Source organism: Paenibacillus nitricinens (assembly GCF_052056485.1).
GTDB classification, from domain to species: domain Bacteria; phylum Bacillota; class Bacilli; order Paenibacillales; family Paenibacillaceae; genus Paenibacillus_AQ; species Paenibacillus_AQ nitricinens.
Genome location: NZ_CP183948.1, coordinates 134520 through 158807, shown reverse-complemented (window position 1 = coordinate 158807; position 24288 = coordinate 134520). Strand labels below are relative to the sequence as shown.

Below are 24288 nucleotides of genomic sequence, written 5' to 3'. Positions count from 1 at the left end.
AATCTTGTCACCTACCGCAAACTTGGTTCCCCTATAACCGCCTGCAGTCGATCACACAGCTGCTGTATCTCTTCATTTTTCATCCGATAGCTCACACGATTGGCCACAAGGCGGCTCGTAATTTCGAATATGCTCTTCATTTCAATTAATCCGTTATCCCGCAGCGTTTGGCCCGTCTCTACCATATCCACGATACGATCGGCGAGACCAATCAGCGGCGCAAGCTCAATGGAACCATTCAGCTTCACGACCTCAACCTGCTGTCCCTGCTCCCGGAAATATTTTGAAGCCACATTCGGATATTTCGTCGCTACACGTTGCTGAATCCCCGGCTGCCAGTTTGGCAATCCAATGATCGACATCCGGCATCGAGCGATGCCAAGATCAAGCAGCTCATATACATCACGATCTTCCTCAAGCAATACGTCCTTACCCACGATTCCAATGTCGGCTACACCATATTCTACATATGTAGGTACATCTACTGGTTTCGCTAATATAAACTCCATGCCTGCCTCAGGCAGCGGAATAACAAGCTTGCGGGATGCCTCACCATCCGGTGGAATCGGGAGACCTACCTGGCGGAACAGCTCAGCAGCCTTTTCGTAAATCCGGCCTTTTGGCATAGCGACCTTCAAAATCTGTGCCATTGTTAAGTTTCCTCCTTTTCCATTTACCTACAAAATTTATCTTAACCGCTCATTCTCGTTAGCGATATCTCAGCCATGTTCACTTACAAAAGATACAAAGGTATAGATTTCACCGTACCGCACACCATCTGCTTCGATCGTATCCGTATCTAGACGCTTCACCGTTTCAAGCTCTTCTGGACCTGCTGCCAGTCTAGTCACTACTGCGTGCCCTTCCGACCGCAAGCGTGTTGCCTCTTCCAGACCTTCTTTTCGACGAGTGGCATCATATTGGATTAAGATAGGCAGCTCTTCCTCTTCGCTCGATCCAGTCACACCATCGAGAATACGATTTGTTTTTAAAGAAAAACCTGTGGAAGGGATCGGACGCCCAAATTGCTGAAGGAGATTATCATATCTGCCTCCACTACATACCGGAAACCCTAATTCCGCTGCATAGCCTTCAAAAGTCATCCCTGTATAATAGGAAAAGTCTCCGATCATCGTCAGATCGATCAGCACATGCTGTGATACGCCGTAAGAGACCAGCACCTCCCATACCTTGCATAAATGATCTATCGAATGACGGGCAAGCGGATGATCGCTAAGCTCCAGCGCCTGTCCACAAATCTCCTTGCCTCCACGCAGACGTAACAGTCCATCCAGTTCATTCTTCTGAGCTTCTGTCAGATCCAGCCGGCGTAAGGTCTCCCGAAAAGAGACGTAGTCACGGCCCAATAAATGACTCTTCAGCTCCTCCTGAGCCTCCGGCAATTCCGGAAGCACCTCTTGAAATAAACCATTCAGAAAGCCTACATGCCCCATAGCGATTTTAAAAGATTTCACACCCGCAGCCTGTAGCGATGAAATCGCGAGCGCCACTACTTCAGCATCGGCCTCAGGTGAATCATCACCTACCAGCTCGACTCCTGTCTGGAAGAACTCCGCTTCCCGCCCTGCTTCTTCCTCAATGGCACGGAAAACATTAGCGTGATAGGATAACCGCAACGGTAATGGCTCATCCTTCAAAAGAGATGCAACCACACGGGCGACCGGAGCCGTCATTTCTGACCGAAGCACCAAAGCCTGACCACGGTTATTAAGCAATTTATAGAGCTTCTGGTCGGACGTGGAGCTAGCCACGCCAACTGTATCGTAATATTCTAGCGTCGGAGTCATCATTTGCTGATAACCCCAGCGACTCATGCAATGCAGGACATCATTCTCAATTTTGCGCAATTTCGTTACAGCCCGGGGCAGATAGTCCCGAACGCCAGACGGCTTCTCAAATCCCTTTGGTTTGGACATCTTCATTGTTCACCTCGTCAGTTATCATTAAATAATATCTATATTTACTTTACTATGGTAAAGTGGTAGCAAATTAAAGTGTTTTTAACATCGTATCATGTTCACCACTTTTTCGTCAATCCAACGGGATAAAGCTACAACTTCATTTCAAATGCTTGTATGATTAAGCTTGTCCATCTAGGTTGAATTTCTCGCAAGGAGAATCTGAATCTGAATTAATACTTATGTACTTCGAACGAATACTTGGGAATTCCTTTATTTTGCCTCCACGTTTATCCAATACTATAATGAGCTAATATGATTGTACTTCATAATTCTGTAATTAGTGTTCTAAAAATCTACTTACAACTAGAAAGAAGGGCTAATGCATGACTAAATCCTATATGATTGGCGTTGATATTGGAACTACAAGTACCAAAGCAGTTCTGTTCGAGGAAAAAGGAGCCATAGCTGCACAAGCTAATGTAGGATATCCTTTACATCAGCCCTCACCCTCAATAGCAGAGCAAGACCCAGAGCAAATCCTAAGTGCTGTCTTCCATACTATTTCTGAAGTTATGCGGCAAAGCGGTGTACCTGCGGATAAGATTCTATTTGTCTCCTTCAGTTCCGCCATGCACAGTGTCATCGCCGTCGATAAACTGGGTAAAGCCCTAACTGCCTGCATCACATGGGCTGATAATCGCAGTGCCGGATGCGCGGTTCGCTTGAAGGATGAGCTAAACGGCCATGAATTATATCTGCGCACAGGCACACCTATACACCCAATGTCTCCGATCACCAAGCTAATGTGGCTTCGCGAAGAGCAGCCTGACGTGTTCAAGCAAACTTATAAGTTTATTTCCATAAAAGAATACATATTCGCAAGATTGTTTGGCGAATACGTCATCGATCATTCCATTGCCTCTTCCACAGGCATGCTCAATCTGGAGAATCTGGAGTGGGATAAAGAAGCTTTGGAGATTGCTCATATTACAACGGATCAACTCTCGCGGCTTGTTCCCACCACGCAGATCATGCAAGGGCTGCTCCCTGGTCTAGCTGAGGAACTTCTGCTGCTCCCAACAACCCCATTTGTTATTGGCGCCAGTGACGGCGTCCTGTCCAATCTCGGCGTAGGTGCCATTGAACCTGGTGTAGTAGCCGCTACGATTGGAACCAGCGGAGCCATTCGTACCGTAGTAGATCACCCGCTTACGGACCCCAAAGGACGGACCTTCTGTTATAACCTTACCCCAAATCATTGGGTAGTCGGAGGACCGGTCAATAATGGCGGTATGCTGTTCCGGTGGGTACGAGACGAATTCGCCGCTTCTGAAGTCGAAACTGCCAAACGTCTTGGCATTGACCCCTATGAGGTACTGACCCGCATTGCGGAGCAAGTTCCTCCAGGCAGCGGCGGACTATTATTTCATCCCTACTTAACTGGTGAACGGGCGCCATTGTGGAATCCGGATGCCCGCGGCTCCTTTTTTGGCCTTACAATGAATCACCATAAAGAACATATGATTCGGTCAGTACTTGAGGGCGTAATCTTCAATATGTACATGGTTCTTCTTGCTATGGAGGAGCAAATCGGGCGCCCAAGCAGAATCCTAGCCACAGGCGGCTTCGCCCGCTCTTCGGTGTGGCGGCAGATGATGGCTGATATCTTTGATCAGGAGGTTGTCATTCCGGAGAGCATTGAAAGCTCCTGCCTTGGAGCCGTCGTGCTTGGCCTTTACGCTACGGGTCGCGTAGATTCCTTTGATGTGGTGTTTGACATGATTGGTTCAACCTATAAACATGATCCAATGGAGGAACATACCAAAATATACAAACAGCTACTACCCATTTATATTTCTGTCTACCGTAGTCTCGAAAGCCAGTATCAAGCCATTGCAGAATTTCAGCGGCAAGCATAAGAATCAAAAAAGCGTCGATCAAGCCACCCTATGGTGGAAGACCGACGCTTTTTTATTGCCATTTGCGCATAAGGAAGTTACACGCCTTTGGATATGGTTTTCGCTTTCTGCGGACCTGATCCGAAGATAATCCAAGCGGGTTTAATATATCGGAAGGCCAAAGCTACAACGAGCCATGAGCCTAATAGCGCAAAGAGCCAGCCGCCAGCAATCGCTGCGGTATATGCAAGAGAACCTCCGTGGAACGGTATTTTTCTATAGAAAAATAGCAGTAACGGATGCAGCAAATAGATTCCGAAAGAGCAGGCTCCGGCAGATAACAACAGTCTTGTGAGCAAGCTTCGGCCCGCTCCGTACAATAAGAAGGAGACTTGTAGCAACACCACACAAGAGAGTAGCGCATGAAGGTTAGAGAATCCCTCATACCATAAACTATTGATGACTGTTTTCTTCGTATAGTTGTTAAACCATAGCTCAACATGAACAACCCCTGCTACGATCCACAACAACCACAATGTAATCCATACCGGACCTTTACCAGCGCGCCAACCTTCACGTGAAGGTACCAGCCATTTTTTCAAAGAAGGATAGTATACTGCAATCCCAGCACCCAGCAAGAAATACGAGAAATAAGTGATTGCCAGACTGCCCTTGGACAACTGCCAATACCCGTTATTAGTCATGTATTTATTCAGCAGCACAAAACCCCATTGTAGAACCAATCCGATTAGCGGTGCCCAAGCCGCCAGGCGACGAACCTTTTGCAGACACCACAAAATGAGCGGAAATAATACGTAAAACTGTATAATGATAATAATATAATACAAATGCGTGTATGCCGTTCCTGTCCATAAATACTTCCAAAGCTTAGAAGCCATCTCCCCTGGAGGTAAGCTCCATGTATGCCCCGCTGTCATTTTTAATGCGAAATACAGCAGCGAGAATAGTACATAAGGCACAATAATATAAAGCAGCCTTCTACTGTAGAATTTCCCCAGCGTCTTTCCGCCCAGTGGACGATCAATATAGTTATAGAACAGCACGAACCCGCTCAAAAATATGAATGAAGGTACAGCGAACTGGCTGAATTTATTAATAAATAAGAACGGATGAAACATGTTGGTACCTAGTGTCTCCGCCAACGTTCTCGAGGTAGCATGAATCGCTAGCACTGCAAAAATAGCAATCGCCCGAAAAATATCCAGCTGCGGAATTCTTTCTTTTTGTCTCATTATCTTTCCTCCTGTTAAGCTCTGCATCGAAATGATGCCTTATTCAAGTATTAACCTTCCTCATCTCCTCCGAGGCATGTCCTGACGTTACCTTGGATTTAGACTCTAGAGACCGAGGAACACTTCCCAAGAAGATCCATGACTGAGGAATTCGGCGAAAAGCAAACTGCACCATGAACCAGCTTCCTCCCAGTGCAACTACAAGTCCTCCATAGATGAAGAAAACATAAGTTAGCGACTCTAGGGGAATATGGTATCGGAACCTGCGATAGATCGCCAGCAATAACGGATGAATCAAATAAATTGCAAATGACAGCTCACCTAAACGAGTCAAGGAAGCAACGATTACATGAGGAGCCTTACGATAAAGCAAAAATGTAGCGTACAACAGAACCAATGCTGATAACATCGTATGGACATTCCATAATAGCTCGTACCACAGCGAATCTGTCCACACCCCAAAATGGCGGGCTACATACCATAGCTGCACATGGATAAAGGCTGCAATCAACCATGAGGATACCAGCAAGGTAGTCCATCCCTTCTGAGCGGCAGATTGTTCCCTCCATGGCTTCATCAGCCATATCTTTACCTTATCAAAGTGAATCGCGATAAAAGCACCCATCATATAATAAGCCAGGTAGGAGATCGCCAAGCTCCCTTTTTCAACAATATGCAGCTCGTACTTATTCCAAAAAATAAAACCCCACTGAAGCCCCAAACCCACCGGTATCGCCCATTTAATTAAGAAGCGGGAACTCTGCATTAGCTTAAGCAGCACTGGAAAAAGTAAATAAAATTGAATGCTAATAAAGACAAAATACAAATGCGCATATGCGGAACCCGAGAATAATGCTCTAGAAAAGCTTAACAAGTTGTCTCCAAAGTTCTGCATCAATCGTCCGTTAACATATAGACTTAGTGCATAATAGCCCATAGAAGCTAGCAAATAAGGCAGCAAGATGTACTTTAATCGCCGACGGTAGAAATTAATGATCAAGCTGCATGTCACAGGACGACCATAATAATTATAAAACAATACGAAGCTGCTAAGGAAAATAAATGAGGGCGTGCCGAATTTAAAGAAAATGTTAATCCAGTTCAGCCAGTAATAATAAGGAGAATGCAGTGCCTGCTCTCCAGCAGCAAAAGATGAGGCATGCACATGCAGTACTCCTAATATAGCTAGGGCTCTGAAAATATCCAGCTGGGGCAGCCTTTCCTGTCTCACAGTATTCATATTAAATTCCTCTTCTCTACTATGATGGTTGTTCATAGAGACGCTAAGCGGAATGTGGAAACTGAACATACCAGGAAGTCTGCACTTGCTGAATTTACATTCTGATATTTGAAGCTGAATGCCTAGCGTGGGATTTACGTGATTACTAAGGCTAATTATACCGTCTACATCCGAATAAAAAACTTAAGAAGATCTTAAAGTTTTCTTAATAAGCTTCTCCAAGACGCAAGAAACCCTGCAGATCCTGCGCTAAAAAAACGCAATATGAAACTGCAGGGTTTACGAAGCATCTTTTATACTTGTTCCGAAGAATCTTCCGATGAAGCTGGGCGTAGCTCTCGCAGTGGATTGCCTCCTACAAAAGAGCCAGCCGCCACGTTCTTGTGTACTACTGATCCAGCGGCAACAACTGCCCAATCACCAATGGTTACACCGGGAAGAATCGTTGTATTCGCGCCAATCAATACATTTTCACCAATCACTACTTCACCCAGGCGATATTCCTTGATTAAATACTCATGCGCCAGAATCGTCGTGTTATAACCGATAATAGAGTTCTCACCCACCGTGATTTTTTCCGGAAAAAATACATCCACCATCGCCATCAGACCGAAGGAGGTATGCTTGCCTACCTTCATCCCGAGAATCCGACGATAGATCCAGTTTTTTAACGGTAGAATCGGGCAATAACGGGCAATCTGAATAAAAATAAAGTTCCGGACACCCTTCCACGGGCTGACCGTACGGTAAATGTACCAAAGTGAGTTATGACCTTCTACAGGATATCGGGTTACGTTTCTCACGATTCACTCGTTCCTCGCTCCACTATTTCTATAATATCCTTCATGTTATGGATAATATAGTCGGGATCATACTTGCGGAGAGTCTCTTCGCCTTTCAATGACCACGATACTCCAGCCGCATATACACCGGCAGCTTTTGCTGACTGAATATCAACCGTACTGTCACCCACCATAAGAGTTTTACGAGGATCAACGCCAAGGTTATTGACTGCTGTCAGAACAGGCTCAGGATGTGGCTTTGGTTCAGTAACATCGTTCACTGTCACAATCGTATCCATGTACTTTAGCAAATCAAACATCTCAAGCGATTTAATCGTTGTTGGACGAATTTTTGTGGTCACAATCCCCATTTTAATTCCACGACGTAAGAGCTCTTCCATTGTCTCATTCACTTGAGGAAAGGGACGTACTAACGCATCGTGATGTTCATAATTATAAGAACGGTAGGATTTCTCAAGCGCACCACTTACATCCTCAAGTCCAGAGAAGACTCTCATCTGTTGCTGAAGGGTTGTGCCCATATGCGGAATAATCTCTTCCCTAGTGAGTGGAGCTAGACCATTGTCCTTCAGCGCGTACATAAACGAACTAATAATTAGCTCATTTGTATCGACAATCGTTCCATCTAGATCAAAAAGAACGCATTCTATCATAAGCTTTACTGCTCCTTCTTATCTCCATCCGCAGGCTGTCCTTGCTCAGGTTGAGCCCCGTGACGAGCTTTCTGCGGTGTATTTACTGCGCTTTCAGGCACTATAGTATCTGCTTTGATCGGTTTAGTACATACAATAGGATCAGAATAATGTGCTTTTGACTCTCCGGTGACCCTACGAATAATGATAAGCAGTACAGCTGCGACGATGATCAGCAGCGCAAGCAGCTGAGAAATGCGGATATTTCCATAGCTTGGGTCCAAGTATCCTTGCTCAAAACCTAGCCATTCCATCGGTTTCCACAATCCATTCATAAAGGATGCCAAGCCTGCGCTTCCATTAAACGCCAAGCTGTCTGTACGTATAGCTTCAATGAAGAAACGACCGATAGAATACCATATAAAGTAAGACATGAAGATCTCACCGGCACGCACAAACTTCTGGCGACGAAGGACCATGAGTAGCGCGATACCCAGTAAGCTCCAAAGAGATTCATACAAGAAGGTCGGATGATGAAAAGCATCCCCTATGTACATTTGATTCACAATGAAGTCAGGTAAATGCAGTTTATCCCGCAAGAATGACTCTTCAACCACGCTGCCGTATGCCTCTTGGTTGACAAAGTTCCCCCAGCGTCCAATCATTTGACCCGCAAGTAGTCCAGGAGCACAAATATCAACGATACGCCAGAAGGGGTACCCTTTATAGCGGAAATAAATAATCCCACAAATAATGGCTCCAATTAAAGCACCGTAGATAGCGATGCCACCGTTCCAGATCTTAAAGACATCTATTAAATTATCCTTATAATCCTCCCATTTAAACGCTACAAAGTAAATCCGTGCTCCAATAATGGCCGAGGGCACACCTAGCAGCAGCATATCCATAAAGAATTCTTGTGGTATACCAAACCGTTTGCCCTCGCGGATCGCAAGAAATAACCCCGCGAGTGCACCGAAACCCAGTATTAATCCGTACCAGTGTACTTGCAGTGATCCAATTGAGAAGACAATAGGATTTAGTGCTAATGGGAACATTCTCTCACACTCCTAATCGAGATCATCCATATCTTCGGATATGGTCGCAGTTAGCTTATTCGTGAACTGCAAGGCTGCATTAAAGCCCATTTGTTTCAGGCGATAGTTCATCGCTGCAACCTCTATAATAACTGCAAGGTTACGTCCCGGGCGTACGGGAATCGTTACAAGCGGAACATCTGTGTCAATAATCCGTGTCGTTTCCTCATCAAGTCCAAGTCGATCATACTGCTTGTCTTGCTGCCAAGCTTCCAATCTAACAACAAGTGTAATCCGTTTATGATTACGAATAGCACCCGCACCAAAAAGTGTCATTACATTAATGATACCTACTCCACGGATCTCCAGTAAATGACGGATTAACTCAGGGGCTGTACCATGCAGCTGGTTATCTGAAGTCTGACGGATTTCCACTGCATCATCAGCAATCAATCGATGACCGCGCTTTACAAGTTCAAGGGCTGTTTCACTTTTACCAATCCCGCTACTACCCGTAATTAGCATACCTACACCATATACATCACAAAGTACGCCATGGATCGTCGCCGTTGGGGCCAATTTCCCTTCTAAGAAGCTAGTCAAACGGCTGGAAAAAATAGTCGTGGCCATCGAGCTGCGAAGCACAGGAAGGGCCTTTTCATTACTGATGTCAATTAACTCCTGAGGCACATCCAAACCACGTGTAATGACAATACAAGGTGTGTTATCATTGCAAATTCCACGAAGTCGACTTTTCCGCTCAGCTTCGGGCAGCATGGAGAAAAAAGCGAGTTCTGTCTTGCCTAGCAATTGAACACGTTCTTCTGGATAATATTCAAAATAACCAGCAATCTCTAGTCCAGGGCGATTCAGGTCATCGACCGTAATGGGTCTCTTTAGACCTTCCTGGCCGGAAATAACCTCTAATTGAAAATGCTGTACCAATTCAGATACTTTTACTTTCTTAGCCATGTAAGTTCGTCCTTTCGTCACCTGCGGTATTTGTCCGCTTACTGCGTCCGGTTGGCAGTGATCTCTTTACATTCCGGAGGTAATTCTCCTGCTATCTTAATTGATAACGCTTATGAATGCAATCTTAGCACCTAACCAAACAGGGTCCATCTAAACAATAAAGCCACCCTTTCGGGTGGCTTTATCAAGAGAGAAAAGATCTTTACAATCTTATCCCAACAAAATGTTAGCTTCGGATTCTTTATCAAAGAAGTGAACTTTGTTCATATCAATAGCCAATTTAGGCTTGCTGCCTTCGCGAGTAGTGGAACGTCCATCTACACGAGCGATTACAGTAGATTTACCAAGGCCGCTCAAGTAAAGGAGCATTTCGTGACCAAGGTTCTCAGTAACATCAACCAATGAAGTGAAGATTGTGTTCGGGGAAGCTTCCAAGAATACTGGCTCTTCATGGATATCTTCTGGACGAACGCCCATGATTACTTCTTTACCGATGTAGCCTTTGTTGCGGATGATTTGAGCTTTTCCGCCTGGTACTTCAACATCAAGGTTCTCAGCACGGAAACGGATAGAACCGCTCACTTCGGACAAAGTACCATTGATAAAGTTCATTGTAGGGGATCCGATAAATCCAGCTACGAACAAGTTTGTAGGTTCATTGTACAACTCTTCAGGGGAAGCTGCTTGTTGAATGATACCATCATACATAACTACGATGCGATCACCCATTGTCATTGCTTCTGTTTGGTCATGCGTTACGTAGATACAAGTAGTTTCAAGGCGCTTAACCAGTTTAGTGATTTCAGCACGCATTTGACCACGAAGTTTAGCATCCAAGTTGGAAAGAGGCTCATCCATCAAGAAGACTTGTGGATCACGTACGATAGCGCGTCCCAAAGCGACACGTTGGCGTTGACCACCGGAAAGCGCTTTTGGTTTACGATCTAGCAAATGCTCGATATCAAGAATTTTAGCAGCTTCGCGAACTTTCTTGTCGATTTCATCCTTCTTCACTTTACGAAGTTTCAAACCGAAAGCCATGTTTTGGTATACGCTCATATGCGGATACAGGGCGTAGGATTGGAATACCATCGCGATATCGCGGTCTTTAGGTGCAACGTCATTAACTACACGATCGCCAATGTACATTTTACCTTCGGAGATTTCTTCCAAACCAGCGATCATACGCAAAGTTGTGGATTTACCGCAACCGGAAGGTCCAACCAATACTAGAAATTCCTTATCTTTAATATCAAGATTGATATCGATTACTGTTGCTTTATCTGAACCCGGGTATTTTTTGAAAATATGCTCTAAACGTACGCCTGCCATTGTATTTCCCCCTCGAGTTAATTATTAATTAGTTAATATAAAAATTCTGCTTCCTTGTACATTTATATTACCCCAGTCGGGACACTATGGCTATTTGTAAGGTTCACAAAAAACCTATTTCCTTTTCGTCACTTTATACAAAAGCATAGTAAGCTTCACAATAGCAGCGTCCCCAAAGCTTCGTACATCTGCTCCGGTCTCTTGTTTTATCTTATCCAGACGGTAGAGCAGCGTATTCCGATGGATATACAACTTCTTGGCGGTTTCACTTACATTACAGTCCATCTCAAAAAAAGTCTCCAAAGTCAGCAGCATTTCTTTATCTGATAGTACAGAGGAATAGTCACCAATTTGTCCAAGCAACTGTTTGCGGCGTACATCAGGAATGCTGTTAACCAGACGTTCCAAATGCAGCTCCCAAGGTAAATGAATATACTCTCCTACTTGAAAAATACGACCGAGTACAATGGTCTCCCTGAGCAGAGCTACAGATCCAGTCAATCCCTTAACAGGGACCATAGCTGGAGCTACTGCCAAATGGAATACCCCTACCCATTCACTAGCTATCAGCTCATGTAACCCCATACTAGTCTGTGCTAGAAGATCATCTACACTCTCTTCTTCATCATCCTTATCATCCCCGCCCGTAAGTAATTCTTTACGAGCTAATATTAACCATTCCTTCTCTTGAAGGGGAATGAGCAGAATTTCGTTCTCAAAATAGCTGCGCAGTAATTTCATCAGTGAACGGTAAGAGATCTGTGGACTATGCGCAATCTCACTACTAAGGAGGAATGGAATCATATCTCCGAACAGACGTCCCTTTAGGGTGATCTCATCGGGAATTTCAGTGTCATTCTTCTCTTGCTCTAGCTCCGTGTTCAACCAAGCGCCAAGCTGCCGCGCCTCCACTTCACCTTCTTCTCTAAGCCCTGTAGCTTTAAGTGCAATAGCAAAATTTCGAACTGCATAGTTGACCAGTTGTACTTCCAGAGAGGTAAGCCCCTCCATTTCTACCCAAACAGCGGTTATACGTCCGTCACTCTCATACAAAGGTGCCCAGAGATGACCCTCATGGATTACCAGCTGATCCTGTCCTTCTAATCCCATGCTAAAAAGAGAAGCTGAATGTTGCCTCCCTAACTGCTTGATTCCGGTTCTCTTTCCGGTGAGCTGCTCTAATTTTTTCCGCAATGTCTCACTATCCATAGTCACCATGCTCCACCACTTTTGCTCTTTTCGCCTATTTTAGCATATTCTCTTATATTATGTTAATCGCTTCAGTACGCGCTGCTATAATACAACCATAAAACACAAAAAAAGCCACCACCATAAGGTGATGACTTTCTGTTTGGGATGAGCCATGAAGGACTCGAACCTTCGACACCCTGATTAAAAGTCAGGTGCTCTACCAACTGAGCTAATGGCTCATAAATGGTGGGGGATGATGGATTCGAACCACCGAACACGTACGTGAGCAGATTTACAGTCTGATGCGTTTGGCCACTTCGCTAATCCCCCAGGGAAAAGTGGCTCGAGACGGATTCGAACCGCCGACACGAGGATTTTCAGTCCTCTGCTCTACCGACTGAGCTATCGAGCCATATTAAATTGACATAAAAATAAAGTGGTAGCATTAAACTTCCCACCCTAGTTTTGTGGAAAAAAATGGCGGAACCGACGAGATTCGAACTCGCGATCTCCTGCGTGACAGGCAGGCATGTTAGGCCAACTACACCACGGTTCCGCATTGATAATAATGGTGCCGGCGAGAGGACTTGAACCCCCAACCTACTGATTACAAGTCAGTTGCTCTACCAGTTGAGCTACACCGGCACGGTGTGAAATAGATCCTAAAGAGATAAAAATGGTAGCGGCGAAGGGGATCGAACCCCCGACCTCACGGGTATGAACCGTACGCTCTAGCCAGCTGAGCTACACCGCCACAATAATTTAGAAATGCTATGGATTGAAAATGGCGGAGAGAGTGGGATTCGAACCCACGCACCGCTTACGCAGTCTAACCCCTTAGCAGAGGGTCCCCTTATAGCCACTTGGGTATCTCTCCAAACGATATCAGTACCACAGCAATCCAAACAGGAATTTGACTCCCTGAAAACTGAATCCGAATTGAATTTGCGTTTTAAGTATAGGATAAGCCCTCGACCGATTAGTATTGGTCAGCTCCATGCATTACTGCACTTCCACCTCCAACCTATCTACCTCGTCGTCTTCAAGGGGTCTTACTAATTGGGAAATCTCATCTTGAGGGGGGCTTCACGCTTAGATGCTTTCAGCGCTTATCCCGTCCGTACGTAGCTACTCAGCCATGCTCCTGGCGGAACAACTGATGCACCAGCGGTACGTCCATCCCGGTCCTCTCGTACTAAGGACAGCTCCTCTCAAATTTCCTGCGCCCACGACAGATAGGGACCGAACTGTCTCACGACGTTCTGAACCCAGCTCGCGTACCGCTTTAATGGGCGAACAGCCCAACCCTTGGGACCTACTTCAGCCCCAGGATGCGATGAGCCGACATCGAGGTGCCAAACCTCCCCGTCGATGTGGACTCTTGGGGGAGATAAGCCTGTTATCCCCAGGGTAGCTTTTATCCGTTGAGCGATGGCCCTTCCATGCGGTACCACCGGATCACTAAGTCCGACTTTCGTCCCTGCTCGACTTGTAGGTCTCGCAGTCAAGCTCCCTTATGCCTTTGCACTCTTCGAATGATTTCCAACCATTCTGAGGGAACCTTGGAACGCCTCCGTTACTCTTTAGGAGGCGACCGCCCCAGTCAAACTGCCCGCCTGACACGGTCCCCGTACCGGATTACGGTACTAGGTTAGAACCTAGATACGATCAGGGTGGTATCCCAACGGCGCCTCCACCGAAGCTTGCGCTCCGATTTCTACGGCTCCCACCTATCCTGTACAGATCGTACCCAAATTCAATATCAAGCTGCAGTAAAGCTCCATGGGGTCTTTCCGTCTTGTCGCGGGTAACCTGCATCTTCACAGGTATTAAAATTTCACCGGATCTCTCGTTGAGACAGCGCCCAAGTCGTTACGCCATTCGTGCGGGTCAGAATTTACCTGACAAGGAATTTCGCTACCTTAGGACCGTTATAGTTACGGCCGCCGTTTACTGGGGCTTCGGTTCATAGCTTCGGATTGCTCCTAACCACTCCCCTTAACCTTCCAGCACCGGGCAGGCGTCAGCCCGTATACTTCGCCTTGCGGCTTCGCACAGACCTGTGTTTTTGCTAAACAGTCGCTTGGGCCTTTTCACTGCGGCCCCCTCGTGCTATTCACACTACCGGGGCACCCCTTCTCCCGAAGTTACGGGGTCATTTTGCCGAGTTCCTTAACGAGAGTTCTTCCGCGCGCCTTAGAATTCTCTTCTCGCCTACCTGTGTCGGTTTGCGGTACGGGCACCTTCTCCTGGCTAGAGGCTTTTCTTGGCAGTGTGAGATCATGACCTTCGCTACTGTAATTTTCGCTCCCCATCACAGCCCAGCCTTAACGATGTGCGGATTTGCCTACACATCAGCCTCACTGCTTAGACGGACATATCCATCAGTCCGCGTCACTACCCTCCTGCGTCACCCCATCGCTCATAGCGGATTACGGTGGTACAGTAATTTCAAACTGTTGTCCTTCGACTACGCCTTTCGGCCTCGCCTTAGGTCCCGACTTACCCTGAGCGGACGAGCCTTCCTCAGGAAACCTTGGGCTTTCGGCGGATCAGATTCTCACTGATCTTTTCGTTACTCATACCGGCATTCTCACTTGTATGCTGTCCAGCGCTCCTTACGGTACACCTTCAACCCACATACAACGCTCCCCTACCCCAGATACATACGTATCTAGCCATAGCTTCGGTGGTGTGTTTAGCCCCGTTACATTTTCGGCGCAGAGTCACTCGACCAGTGAGCTATTACGCACTCTTTCAATGGTGGCTGCTTCTAAGCCAACATCCTGGTTGTCTGTGCAACTCCACATCCTTTCCCACTTAACACACACTTGGGGACCTTAGCTGATGGTCTGGGCTGTTTCCCTTTTGACAATGGATCTTAGCACTCACTGTCTGACTCCCGGCAATAAGTATATGGCATTCGGAGTTTGACTGAGCTTGGTAATCCTTGCGGACCCCGCACCCAATCAGTGCTCTACCTCCACTACTCTAATACCGAGGCTAGCCCTAAAGCTATTTCGGGGAGAACCAGCTATCTCCGAGTTCGATTGGAATTTCTCCGCTACCCCCACCTCATCCCCGCATTTTTCAACATGCGTGGGTTCGGGCCTCCAGTGCGTGTTACCGCACCTTCACCCTGGACAGGGGTAGATCACACGGTTTCGGGTCTACGTCCACATACTCATTCGCCCTATTCAGACTCGCTTTCGCTGCGGCTCCGTCTTCTCGACTTAACCTTGCATGTTAAACGTAACTCGCCGGTTCATTCTACAAAAGGCACGCCATCACCCATTAATAGGGCTCTGACTTTTTGTAAGCACACGGTTTCAGGTTCTATTTCACTCCCCTTCCGGGGTGCTTTTCACCTTTCCCTCACGGTACTGTTTCACTATCGGTCGCCAGGTAGTATTTAGCCTTAGCAGATGGTCCTGCTGGATTCATACGGGGTTTCACGTGCCCCGCACTACTCGGGATCCGTCTCGGAGAGAACACAGTTTAGGCTACAGGGCTTTTACCTCTATCGCGGGCCTTTCCAGACCTCTTCACCTACCATATTCCTTTGTAACTCCATGTGAGACGTCCCACAACCCCTAAGAGCAAGCTCTTAGGTTTAGGCTGTTCCGCGTTCGCTCGCCGCTACTGACGGAATCACTATTGTTTTCTCTTCCTCAGGGTACTTAGATGTTTCAGTTCCCCTGGTCTGCCTCTACATCTCCTATGTGTTCAGAGATGAGTAACTGCGAATTACCACAGCTGGGTTTCCCCATTCGGACACCCCCGGATCAAAGCTTGCTTACAGCTCCCCGAGGCAGTTTCGTTGTTCGCCACGTCCTTCGTCGGCTCCTGGCGCCTAGGCATCCTCCGTGTGCTCTTATTAGCTTAACCTCGATTTTTCCTAAGAAAAATCTCACTAATAACATTTACTTGTTTACACAAGTTGCTAAAAGATGTTCTAAAACGCAAATTCGTTTCGGTATCCAGTTTTCAAGGATCAAGTTTAAAGAAGGTATTGAATTAAAATTATGGTGGAGCCAAGCGGGATCGAACCGCTGACCTCCTGCTTGCAAGGCAGGCGCTCTCCCAGCTGAGCTATGGCCCCATGAAATTCACTCCAAAAAGGGAAGTGTAGCTTCGAAGCTAATTCCGATTACTTTTCGGAGGCCTCGTTACTCTATAATGTCATATGGTGGGCCTTGGTGGACTCGAACCACCGACCTCACCCTTATCAGAGGTGCGCTCTAACCAACTGAGCTAAAAGCCCATATAACATATATAACATTGTGAATCAACCAAATAATGGTTGTCCGCTTGGCGGCGTCCTACTCTCCCAGGACCCTTCGGTCCAAGTACCATCGGCGCTGGAGGGCTTAACGGTCGTGTTCGGGATGGGTACGTGTGGAACCCCTCCGCTATCGCCACCAAACGCATACGAAAGAGACTTGCTCTTTCAAAACTGAACACGAGTGAGTGTTCGAACCCGAAGGTCCTATTGTGGAAGTTTAACTTCCGATTTGAATGTCTCCATTGCAGGAAACGATTCTCCATAGAAAGGAGGTGATCCAGCCGCACCTTCCGATACGGCTACCTTGTTACGACTTCACCCCAATCATCTACCCCACCTTCGGCGGCTGGCTCCCTTGCGGGTTACCCCACCGACTTCGGGTGTTGTAAACTCTCGTGGTGTGACGGGCGGTGTGTACAAGACCCGGGAACGTATTCACCGCGGCATGCTGATCCGCGATTACTAGCAATTCCGACTTCATGCAGGCGAGTTGCAGCCTGCAATCCGAACTGAGACCGGCTTTGATGGGATTGGCTTCACCTCGCGGCTTCGCTTCCCGTTGTACCGGCCATTGTAGTACGTGTGTAGCCCAGGTCATAAGGGGCATGATGATTTGACGTCATCCCCACCTTCCTCCGGTTTGTCACCGGCAGTCACTCTAGAGTGCCCAACATTACTTGCTGGCAACTAAAGTTAAGGGTTGCGCTCGTTGCGGGACTTAACCCAACATCTCACGACACGAGCTGACGACAACCATGCACCACCTGTCTCCTCTGTCCCGAAGGCCGCCACTATCTCTAGTGGATTCAGAGGGATGTCAAGACCTGGTAAGGTTCTTCGCGTTGCTTCGAATTAAACCACATACTCCACTGCTTGTGCGGGTCCCCGTCAATTCCTTTGAGTTTCAGTCTTGCGACCGTACTCCCCAGGCGGAGTGCTTACTGTGTTAACTTCGGCACCAAGGGTATCGAAACCCCTAACACCTAGCACTCATCGTTTACGGCGTGGACTACCAGGGTATCTAATCCTGTTTGCTCCCCACGCTTTCGCGCCTCAGCGTCAGTTACAGCCCAGAAAGTCGCCTTCGCCACTGGTGTTCCTCCACATATCTACGCATTTCACCGCTACACGTGGAATTCCACTTTCCTCTTCTGTACTCAAGTCACCCAGTTTCCAGTGCGACCTCAGGTTGAGCCCAAGGTTTAAACACCAGACTTAAATGACCGCCTGCGCGCGCTTTACGCCCAATAATTCCGGACAACGCTTGCCCCCTACGTATTACCGCGGCTGCTGGCACGTAGTTAGCCGGGGCTTTCTTCTCAGGTACCGTCACTCCGATAGCAGTTACTCTACCGGACGTTCTTCCCTGGCAACAGAGCTTTACGATCCGAAAACCTCCATCACTCACGCGGCGTTGCTCCGTCAGACTTTCGTCCATTGCGGAAGATTCCCTACTGCTGCCTCCCGTAGGAGTCTGGGCCGTGTCTCAGTCCCAGTGTGGCCGTTCACCCTCTCAGGTCGGCTACGCATCGTCGCCTTGGTGGGCCGTTACCCCACCAACTAGCTAATGCGCCGCAGGCCCATCCCTCAGTGACAGATTGCTCCGTCTTTCATTCTTTCTTCAGGAGAAAAAAGAAATTATCCGGTATTAGCTACCGTTTCCGGTAGTTATCCCAGTCTAAGGGGCAGGTTGCCTACGTGTTACTCACCCGTCCGCCGCTAAGTCATTTTGAAAGCAAGCTTTCAAAATGACTCCGCTCGACTTGCATGTATTAGGCACGCCGCCAGCGTTCGTCCTGAGCCAGGATCAAACTCTCCAATTAGTATTGAAAAGAGCGATATGCTCATTTTGAAACATCTGACGAGAAAATTAATTCTCTAATTTTGGATTTCACTTTCGTGATTTCCTACTCACTCGTTGTTCAGTTTTCAAAGATCAATGTCTCATCTTTCGTCGTCGTTGCTTGTCAGCAGCGACCTTTATAATATATCACAGCACCTTTGTTTTCGTCAAGCGTTTTTTTAATTTCTTTTTTTCGCTTACCGTTTCAGCAAGTTGTTAATCAACATCTTGTCCAAAGGGGCGAGACTTAATGTATCATATTTTTCAAACTCACGTCAAGCATTAAAACAAAATAATTCTTAATCCTATTAACATTACAACGCCTGGAAGGCCAAGAACCGTTACTGCGCCTATGGTTGCAGGATTCAGGGGAATATGAACTTGTGTGATTAAACCCGAGAAATTCACTACATATATCGCGAGCGCAGCCAGTACCAAATGAGCTCCGAACAGACTAAGCCATCCAAAGCCAAGCTTTTTCCGGAATACAATTACACTTAACAACACAACTGATATGACCAGTACTCCTATAGCTAACATTCTTAGCATGTTGATCCCTCCTATATTTTCATTTGGCTAGCGGCTACATCTGACTGCTATTTAATCCAATGCTCTTTGCATGTTTGAGATGTATCTGATACTTGCGCTCTGCTGCCTCTAAAATATAAATAGCATAATCAATTTGATCTTGACCCAGCGCTTCATCAAACATTAGGTACGCTCTCTCCCACTCGGATTGTGCCTTACGAACTTCCAGCAACGTTTCCCAGCCCTCCGTATCTTTTCTACCCTGTTCTTCATCTGCTCCCCGCCACAATGAGCTCCACCATCCCATTTCCCATTCCTCCTCAGAATAATTTCGATGCAAAATCACATCTCTTTATTCTCATTCATATCGGGATAGGGACAAACTTAGAACAAAAAAAGGAGGCCCAGGGGGCCTCCTTTTAAAAAACACGACTTTAGAGCTACTAGAATAGCTCACGACGACCTTCCAACGCTTTGGACAAGGTAACCTCGTCGGCATACTCAAGATCGCCACCAACAGGCAAGCCATGGGCTATTCTGGTGATTTTAATCTCAAAAGGACGAACTAGACGAGAAATATACATCGCCGTTGCCTCACCCTCAATGTTGGGGTTGGTCGCCATGATAAGCTCACTCACTCTTTCATCACTCAAACGAGTCAATAATTCCTTCAAGCGAATATCATCAGGGCCTATACCTTCCATAGGTGAAATCGCACCCTGAAGAACGTGATAATACCCATTAAACTCTTTGGTTCGTTCTATTGCCACCAAATCCTTGGAGTCTTGGATCACACAGATTACTGAAGGGTCTCTAGTTTTGTCCTGACATATCTTACACGGATCCGTATCCGTAATATTACAGCAGACGGAGCAATAATGAAGATTACGTTTGACACTTACTAGCGCTTTAGCAAAATCAATGACATCGTCCTCTTTCATGTTAAGCACATGAAAAGCTAACCGGGCGGCTGTCTTCGGCCCAATCCCGGGTAAGCGCGTAAAAGCATCGATCAGCTTGGCTAGCGGTTCGGGATAATACAAATTAATAATTCTCCTTTAGACGAAAGTGGAGTGAGTGAATTAGAACAAGCCTGGGATCTTCATTCCACCAGTAAATTTACCCATATCATTGTTCGCAAGCTCTTCAGCTTGAGTCAAAGCATCATTAACTGCAGTGATTACTAAATCCTGTAGCATTTCAACATCTTCCGGATCAACAGCTTCTGGCTTGATTTGAATAGAAAGCAATTTTTTGTGACCATTAACTTGAACTGTAACTACACCGCCACCTGATGTGCCTTCAATAACCTTGCCACCCAATTCTTCTTGAGCTTTAAGCATTTGCTCCTGCATTTTCTTCACTTGCTTCATCATTTGGTTCATATTATTCATACATCATCTCTCCTTTGGAATGCGCTATTTGCGCTAGTATGCTTACATTACTCTTTTATGACAACAAGGTCTTCTCCAAAAAGCTGGATAGCCTCATCAATCCAAGGTTCAGATTTGGCATCTGCAGTATCATGTTCATGTTCTAACCGTAACTCCTCTTTGCTAGGCTGTCCCACCTGCTTCTGAGCGGCTTCGTTCCAATCGCGCTGCATAATAGTTACCAGTCTATAAGGTTTACCAAGACGCGCTGCAAGCACATTCTCAATGACCTGTCTATTTGCCGGTTTCTCCGTTGTATCACGATGAATCGTGTTCTTGAATGCAACAAGCACAGCATCGTCCATTACGGATACAGGTTCTCCGTCTACAAACCACGCATGAACCGTTACCTTCTCCTCTTTTACCCCTTGCAAGACAAGACTCCACTGTTTGTAGATAGCTGCAAAATCAGGACTATCCTTACCAGCAATAAACTTATCAACATTTGGAGGCATTTTGGAGGCAGCAGAGATTCTAGGCGCAGAACTTGGAGTCGGATTCGATTTCGCAGAAGAAGCACCATCTCGCCCACCTCCGGAAATACCACCAGACTGCAATGCTTGTTCCAGCTTTTTCTCCAGCGCAGTAATCTGTCTCTTGAGCAGATCCAGTTCACCAGAGTGAACCGCAGGAGCATTCACCCCTGATCCAGCCTGTAATGCGCCTAACGGAGCAGCTGATGCGGTCTCACTTCCCTCTTGCTGCAAGCTACAAAGCTTCATCAGCGCGACTTCAAACAACGTCTGCGGATGAGTAGCATACTTCATTTCACCTAGGTACTTATTAAGTGTATCTACGATCTGAAACAGACGCTCCCGGGAAAATGCGGTGGCCATATCCTTAAATTCGGCAGGATTAAGTACTCGCTCCGTCAGTTGATCGGCCCCGGGTACCATCTTAATCATCAATAAATCACGAAAATAATACATAAGATTCTCTAGACATTTATCAGCACTTTTACCTTCATGCATAAGCTGTTCAACAAGCTCCAGCAGAAGACCCATATCACCTTCCAATATGGCAGTGGCAAGACGTGCAAATTGCTCAGAGGGTATCCCTCCGGTCATCCCTAGCACTTGTTCGTACGTAACTTTGCCATCTGTAAAAGATGAAATCTGATCCAGCAAGCTTACTGCATCGCGCATACCCCCATCAGAAAGGCGGGCAATATACTGCAATGCGTTAACATCGGCTGTAATCCCTTCCTTCTCGCAGATAGCACTTAGATGTGCCGTCTGTTCTTCCAAAGCTACTCTACGGAAGTCAAACCGCTGACAACGAGAGATGATCGTCGCTGGCAATTTATGAGGTTCCGTAGTTGCAAGGATGAACATTGCATGTGACGGTGGTTCTTCCAATGTCTTTAATAGCGCATTAAATGCTTCTGTTGTCAGCATATGCACTTCATCAATAATATACACTTTACGGCGCACCTCGGTAGGTGCATATTTCACCTTGTCCCGGAGGTCGCGAATCTCTTCTACGCCCCGGTTGGATGCCGCGTCTATTTCCTGCACATCCATCACATTACCCGCAGTGATTCGCAAGCAGGAAGGACACTCGTTGCAAGGCTCCGGGCCTGGCCCACGTTCACAATTGACCGCTTTCGCTAAGACTTTAGCAGCACTTGTCTTACCAGTTCCCCGCGGACCACTGAACAGATAGGCATGCGAAACCCGCTGTTCACGAATTGCGTTCTGCAGCGTTTGGATAATGTGCTGTTGTCCAACCATGTCTTGAAACGACTGCGGCCGCCAAGCACGGTACAGCGCGATATGTTCCACTATGCATTACCCTCTCTTAGGCTGCCTCTTTCCCGGCATTTGTCGCAAATTTATTATACTATATTCATCGGCTATTGACCAAAAACAAAAAGCATCTTTGCTTGTGGCAAAGATGCTGTTATAAACAGAATTATAAACCGTGCACCTGTTATTGATGACTACGATCCAAGCGGCAACCCTACATGACTGCTCGGGCTAGGCCACCCTCCGGCACAAGAGTAAACTTACTTATGGCTGCTTCCTTCCGGACCTGACCAGGTTCATAAGCACTCATTGCGGAGGACCCAACCGTCAACACAGCCCGTAGGAACCAAGGCCTCACATCGATAGCACCTCTAACAGGAATTCAACCTCGCTACAGCGGATTGCGAGTTACAGGGCACCGCTACCTCCCCGTCTAGCACGGCGAAGATAAGTATAGCTCACGCTCGGATAAAAATCAACTCCAAGACATAAAATGAGCCCCCAGCTTTCTCGCTGGGGGCTCGATCTAACCATTAAGCCGCTAAGCGGCTATTCCAATTAGATACCGTATTTCTTCTTAAATTTATCAACGCGACCGCCGGCATCCAGGAACTTCTGCTTGCCAGTGAAGAAAGGATGGCAGCTGGAGCAAATTTCAACACGAAGCTCTTGTTTAACAGAGCCAGCTTCGAAAGAGTTGCCACATGCGCAGGTTACCTTAGTTAAGTTATACTTTGGTTGAATTGCTGCTTGCATTTTGAATTTCACCTCTCATGCCCTAAGCCTCATGCGGACCCAGAGTTATATGATTACACTGTGGTATTTTAGCACGAAAAATTCAATTGATCAATATGTTTCATTGGTAATTCATTGGTATTTTTGCTCTATTAAATGTTAAGTTGCCGTTGCTTTAGCCGAGCCATATTTACTGGCGGTACATGGGTGTAAGAACCAATAACAACATCCGGCAATTCGTCACGGAAAATTTCCAGCATTGTCTTCATACCGAGAATTTCACCCTTAGCAGGAGGAATTAACTCCAGATAACTCTCTGGATCAATGTTCAGGTTACGCATCTGAATAAGCTTCAGATCCGTACGTCTTACAAACTCCACCATCGCCTCAATCTCTTCTTCACGGTCAGTTACTCCAGGGAAAATCAGATAGTTGATCGATGTGTAAACGCCCTGCGAGGCAGCATATTTCAAAGACTTCTCTACATTAGCCAATGTGTAGCCACGTGGTTTGTAATAAGCATTATAATGATCATCTAGAGCACTGATCGTGCTGACACGCATCAAATCCAGCCCAGCATCGACGATTCCACGAATATGATCGCTTAAGCCAGCATTGGTGTTGATATTAATATAGCCCATGTCAGTAATCGAGCGCACTTCACGGATTGCTTCTATAATAAGTTTTGCCTGCGTAGAAGGTTCACCTTCGCAACCTTGTCCAAAACTGATAATCGACTCAGGCGTCTTCAAGTGCTCCAACATAACTTGTGAAATTTCATTGACCGTTGGTCGGAAATTCATCCGAGTCTGCGGAGACACAAAACCACTATCATCAGGTTGCTCAGAAATACAGCCAAAACAACCAGCATTACATGAATAAGAGACAGGCACACCGCCCTCCCAGCGCCCTAAGAAGGTGTTGGAGGAAGTCAAGCATTCATAACCAAGCGCACAGTTAGAAAGATGTTCATAGAGGCGGTTATCAGGATATTTGGCAGTCAACTCGCCAACGCTTACCTCGAGATCCTGTTTATCACAGTTCAGCGGGTTCCATTTCTCCGGATTATCGGTTGGATCCGCCGCAACATAGAACCCGCCATCCTTCCACACCACAGCCGAATACCCAAACAGAGGAAGCTTATAAGACTTATCTGTCTTTACATACCCAGGAAGACACAAGCGAGTATAGCCCTGAGGCAGCAGCGCGCCTACAGCCTGTGAGCCATCCGGCAACGCCATCATTTCACCTGTCTCTGGATCCATACCCACCGCCCGCGTACTAGGCAAGCCCACAAGAGTGGCGCCTTCAGGCAGCGGAATCAACTCTTCCTCCAACATTTCAACGATCATATCCCCACTACGGGCTAGCCCGTACAGTTCTGGATGATCATATACGTTTCCTTGCCCGTCGGCATATACCAAATACATGTTAGT

The 24288-nt window shown here is 46.6% G+C and carries 18 protein-coding genes, 9 tRNA genes, 3 rRNA genes and 1 other RNA gene; 1 reads left to right on the top strand and 30 read right to left on the bottom strand.

Going from position 1 to position 24288, the window contains the following annotated elements:
* Positions 1-11 precede the first annotated feature (11 nt).
* Together hisG and ACN6KS_RS00770 are read right to left on the bottom strand one after the other, a co-directional pair.
* Complete coding sequence (gene hisG / locus ACN6KS_RS00775) at positions 12-650, bottom strand: ATP phosphoribosyltransferase (protein ID WP_440961115.1); 639 nt, start codon at positions 648-650, stop codon at positions 12-14.
* Between the two features lie 69 nt (positions 651-719).
* Positions 720-1937, bottom strand: coding sequence for an ATP phosphoribosyltransferase regulatory subunit (locus tag ACN6KS_RS00770; protein ID WP_094873192.1), 1218 nt, complete (start codon positions 1935-1937; stop codon positions 720-722).
* A gap of 368 nt (positions 1938-2305) precedes the next feature.
* On the opposite strand from ACN6KS_RS00770, the gene gntK reads away from it, so the two are divergent.
* On the top strand, positions 2306-3841 hold the full coding sequence (gntK, locus tag ACN6KS_RS00765) for a gluconokinase (RefSeq protein WP_440961114.1): 1536 nt from the start codon (positions 2306-2308) through the stop codon (positions 3839-3841).
* Between the two features lie 77 nt (positions 3842-3918).
* On the opposite strand, the gene ACN6KS_RS00760 is transcribed toward gntK, so the two are convergent.
* From ACN6KS_RS00760 to ACN6KS_RS00625, 28 genes are all read right to left on the bottom strand, one after another.
* The gene (locus tag ACN6KS_RS00760) at positions 3919-5073 is read right to left on the bottom strand and encodes an acyltransferase (RefSeq protein WP_094873160.1); all 1155 of its coding nucleotides are present in this window, start codon (positions 5071-5073) and stop codon (positions 3919-3921) included.
* 43 nt (positions 5074-5116) lie between these two features.
* Entirely contained in the window at positions 5117-6313 is a 1197-nt protein-coding gene (locus tag ACN6KS_RS00755; protein WP_440961113.1) for an acyltransferase, read from the bottom strand.
* A 293-nt stretch (positions 6314-6606) separates the two neighbouring features.
* Positions 6607-7116 (bottom strand): acyltransferase, encoded by a 510-nt coding sequence (locus tag ACN6KS_RS00750; protein ID WP_179281711.1) that lies wholly within the window; start codon positions 7114-7116, stop codon positions 6607-6609.
* Positions 7113-7769: a pyrophosphatase PpaX gene (gene ppaX, locus ACN6KS_RS00745; RefSeq protein ID WP_094873155.1), complete on the bottom strand. Its 657-nt coding sequence runs from the start codon at positions 7767-7769 to the stop codon at positions 7113-7115. The genes ACN6KS_RS00750 and ppaX overlap by 4 nt, the downstream gene beginning before the upstream one ends.
* A gap of 5 nt (positions 7770-7774) precedes the next feature.
* Positions 7775-8806, bottom strand: coding sequence for a prolipoprotein diacylglyceryl transferase (lgt, locus tag ACN6KS_RS00740; protein WP_094873154.1), 1032 nt, complete (start codon positions 8804-8806; stop codon positions 7775-7777).
* Positions 8807-8818: 12 nt separating this feature from the next.
* Complete coding sequence (hprK, locus tag ACN6KS_RS00735) at positions 8819-9757, bottom strand: HPr(Ser) kinase/phosphatase (protein ID WP_042123257.1); 939 nt, start codon at positions 9755-9757, stop codon at positions 8819-8821.
* A gap of 210 nt (positions 9758-9967) precedes the next feature.
* Entirely contained in the window at positions 9968-11089 is a 1122-nt protein-coding gene (locus ACN6KS_RS00730) for an ABC transporter ATP-binding protein (RefSeq protein WP_094873152.1), read from the bottom strand.
* Positions 11090-11203: 114 nt separating this feature from the next.
* Positions 11204-12307 carry a PucR family transcriptional regulator gene (locus ACN6KS_RS00725; RefSeq protein WP_256989977.1) on the bottom strand — a complete coding sequence of 368 codons (1104 nt, stop codon included), beginning with the start codon at positions 12305-12307 and terminating at the stop codon, positions 11204-11206.
* Between the two features lie 139 nt (positions 12308-12446).
* Positions 12447-12519: transfer RNA gene (locus tag ACN6KS_RS00720), tRNA-Lys, on the bottom strand.
* A 5-nt stretch (positions 12520-12524) separates the two neighbouring features.
* Positions 12525-12610 (bottom strand) — tRNA-Tyr (locus ACN6KS_RS00715).
* 9 nt (positions 12611-12619) lie between these two features.
* Positions 12620-12692 (bottom strand) — tRNA-Phe (locus ACN6KS_RS00710).
* A gap of 66 nt (positions 12693-12758) precedes the next feature.
* Positions 12759-12836, bottom strand: a tRNA-Asp gene (locus ACN6KS_RS00705).
* Positions 12837-12849: 13 nt separating this feature from the next.
* Positions 12850-12925 (bottom strand) — tRNA-Thr (locus tag ACN6KS_RS00700).
* 32 nt (positions 12926-12957) lie between these two features.
* Positions 12958-13034: transfer RNA gene (locus tag ACN6KS_RS00695), tRNA-Met, on the bottom strand.
* A 31-nt stretch (positions 13035-13065) separates the two neighbouring features.
* A tRNA-Ser gene (locus ACN6KS_RS00690) sits at positions 13066-13157 on the bottom strand.
* 82 nt (positions 13158-13239) lie between these two features.
* A 23S ribosomal RNA gene (locus ACN6KS_RS00685) occupies positions 13240-16168 on the bottom strand.
* Between the two features lie 138 nt (positions 16169-16306).
* Positions 16307-16382, bottom strand: a tRNA-Ala gene (locus ACN6KS_RS00680).
* An 85-nt stretch (positions 16383-16467) separates the two neighbouring features.
* Positions 16468-16544: transfer RNA gene (locus ACN6KS_RS00675), tRNA-Ile, on the bottom strand.
* A gap of 45 nt (positions 16545-16589) precedes the next feature.
* Positions 16590-16706, bottom strand: a 5S ribosomal RNA gene (gene rrf, locus ACN6KS_RS00670).
* A gap of 124 nt (positions 16707-16830) precedes the next feature.
* Positions 16831-18388 (bottom strand): 16S ribosomal RNA (locus ACN6KS_RS00665).
* Together the 16S, 23S and 5S rRNA genes with 9 tRNA genes alongside form the textbook arrangement of a ribosomal RNA operon.
* A gap of 302 nt (positions 18389-18690) precedes the next feature.
* The gene (locus ACN6KS_RS00660; RefSeq protein WP_371915754.1) at positions 18691-18948 is read right to left on the bottom strand and encodes a pro-sigmaK processing inhibitor BofA family protein; all 258 of its coding nucleotides are present in this window, start codon (positions 18946-18948) and stop codon (positions 18691-18693) included.
* A 43-nt stretch (positions 18949-18991) separates the two neighbouring features.
* Complete coding sequence (locus tag ACN6KS_RS00655; protein ID WP_094873241.1) at positions 18992-19243, bottom strand: DUF2508 family protein; 252 nt, start codon at positions 19241-19243, stop codon at positions 18992-18994.
* A 136-nt stretch (positions 19244-19379) separates the two neighbouring features.
* Positions 19380-19979, bottom strand: coding sequence for a recombination mediator RecR (gene recR, locus ACN6KS_RS00650; protein WP_042123249.1), 600 nt, complete (start codon positions 19977-19979; stop codon positions 19380-19382).
* A 39-nt stretch (positions 19980-20018) separates the two neighbouring features.
* Positions 20019-20330 (bottom strand): YbaB/EbfC family nucleoid-associated protein, encoded by a 312-nt coding sequence (locus tag ACN6KS_RS00645; protein WP_094873243.1) that lies wholly within the window; start codon positions 20328-20330, stop codon positions 20019-20021.
* Positions 20331-20377: 47 nt separating this feature from the next.
* A complete protein-coding gene (dnaX, locus tag ACN6KS_RS00640; protein ID WP_440961112.1) occupies positions 20378-22153 on the bottom strand; it encodes a DNA polymerase III subunit gamma/tau in 1776 nt (591 codons plus the stop codon).
* A 137-nt stretch (positions 22154-22290) separates the two neighbouring features.
* Positions 22291-22559, bottom strand: an RNA gene (gene ffs, locus ACN6KS_RS00635) — signal recognition particle sRNA large type.
* A 116-nt stretch (positions 22560-22675) separates the two neighbouring features.
* Positions 22676-22873 (bottom strand): 50S ribosomal protein L31, encoded by a 198-nt coding sequence (gene rpmE, locus ACN6KS_RS00630; protein ID WP_042123239.1) that lies wholly within the window; start codon positions 22871-22873, stop codon positions 22676-22678.
* A 131-nt stretch (positions 22874-23004) separates the two neighbouring features.
* Positions 23005-24282, bottom strand: a complete 1278-nt coding sequence (locus ACN6KS_RS00625) for a radical SAM protein (RefSeq protein ID WP_280789051.1) — start codon at positions 24280-24282, stop codon at positions 23005-23007.
* Positions 24283-24288 lie beyond the last annotated feature (6 nt).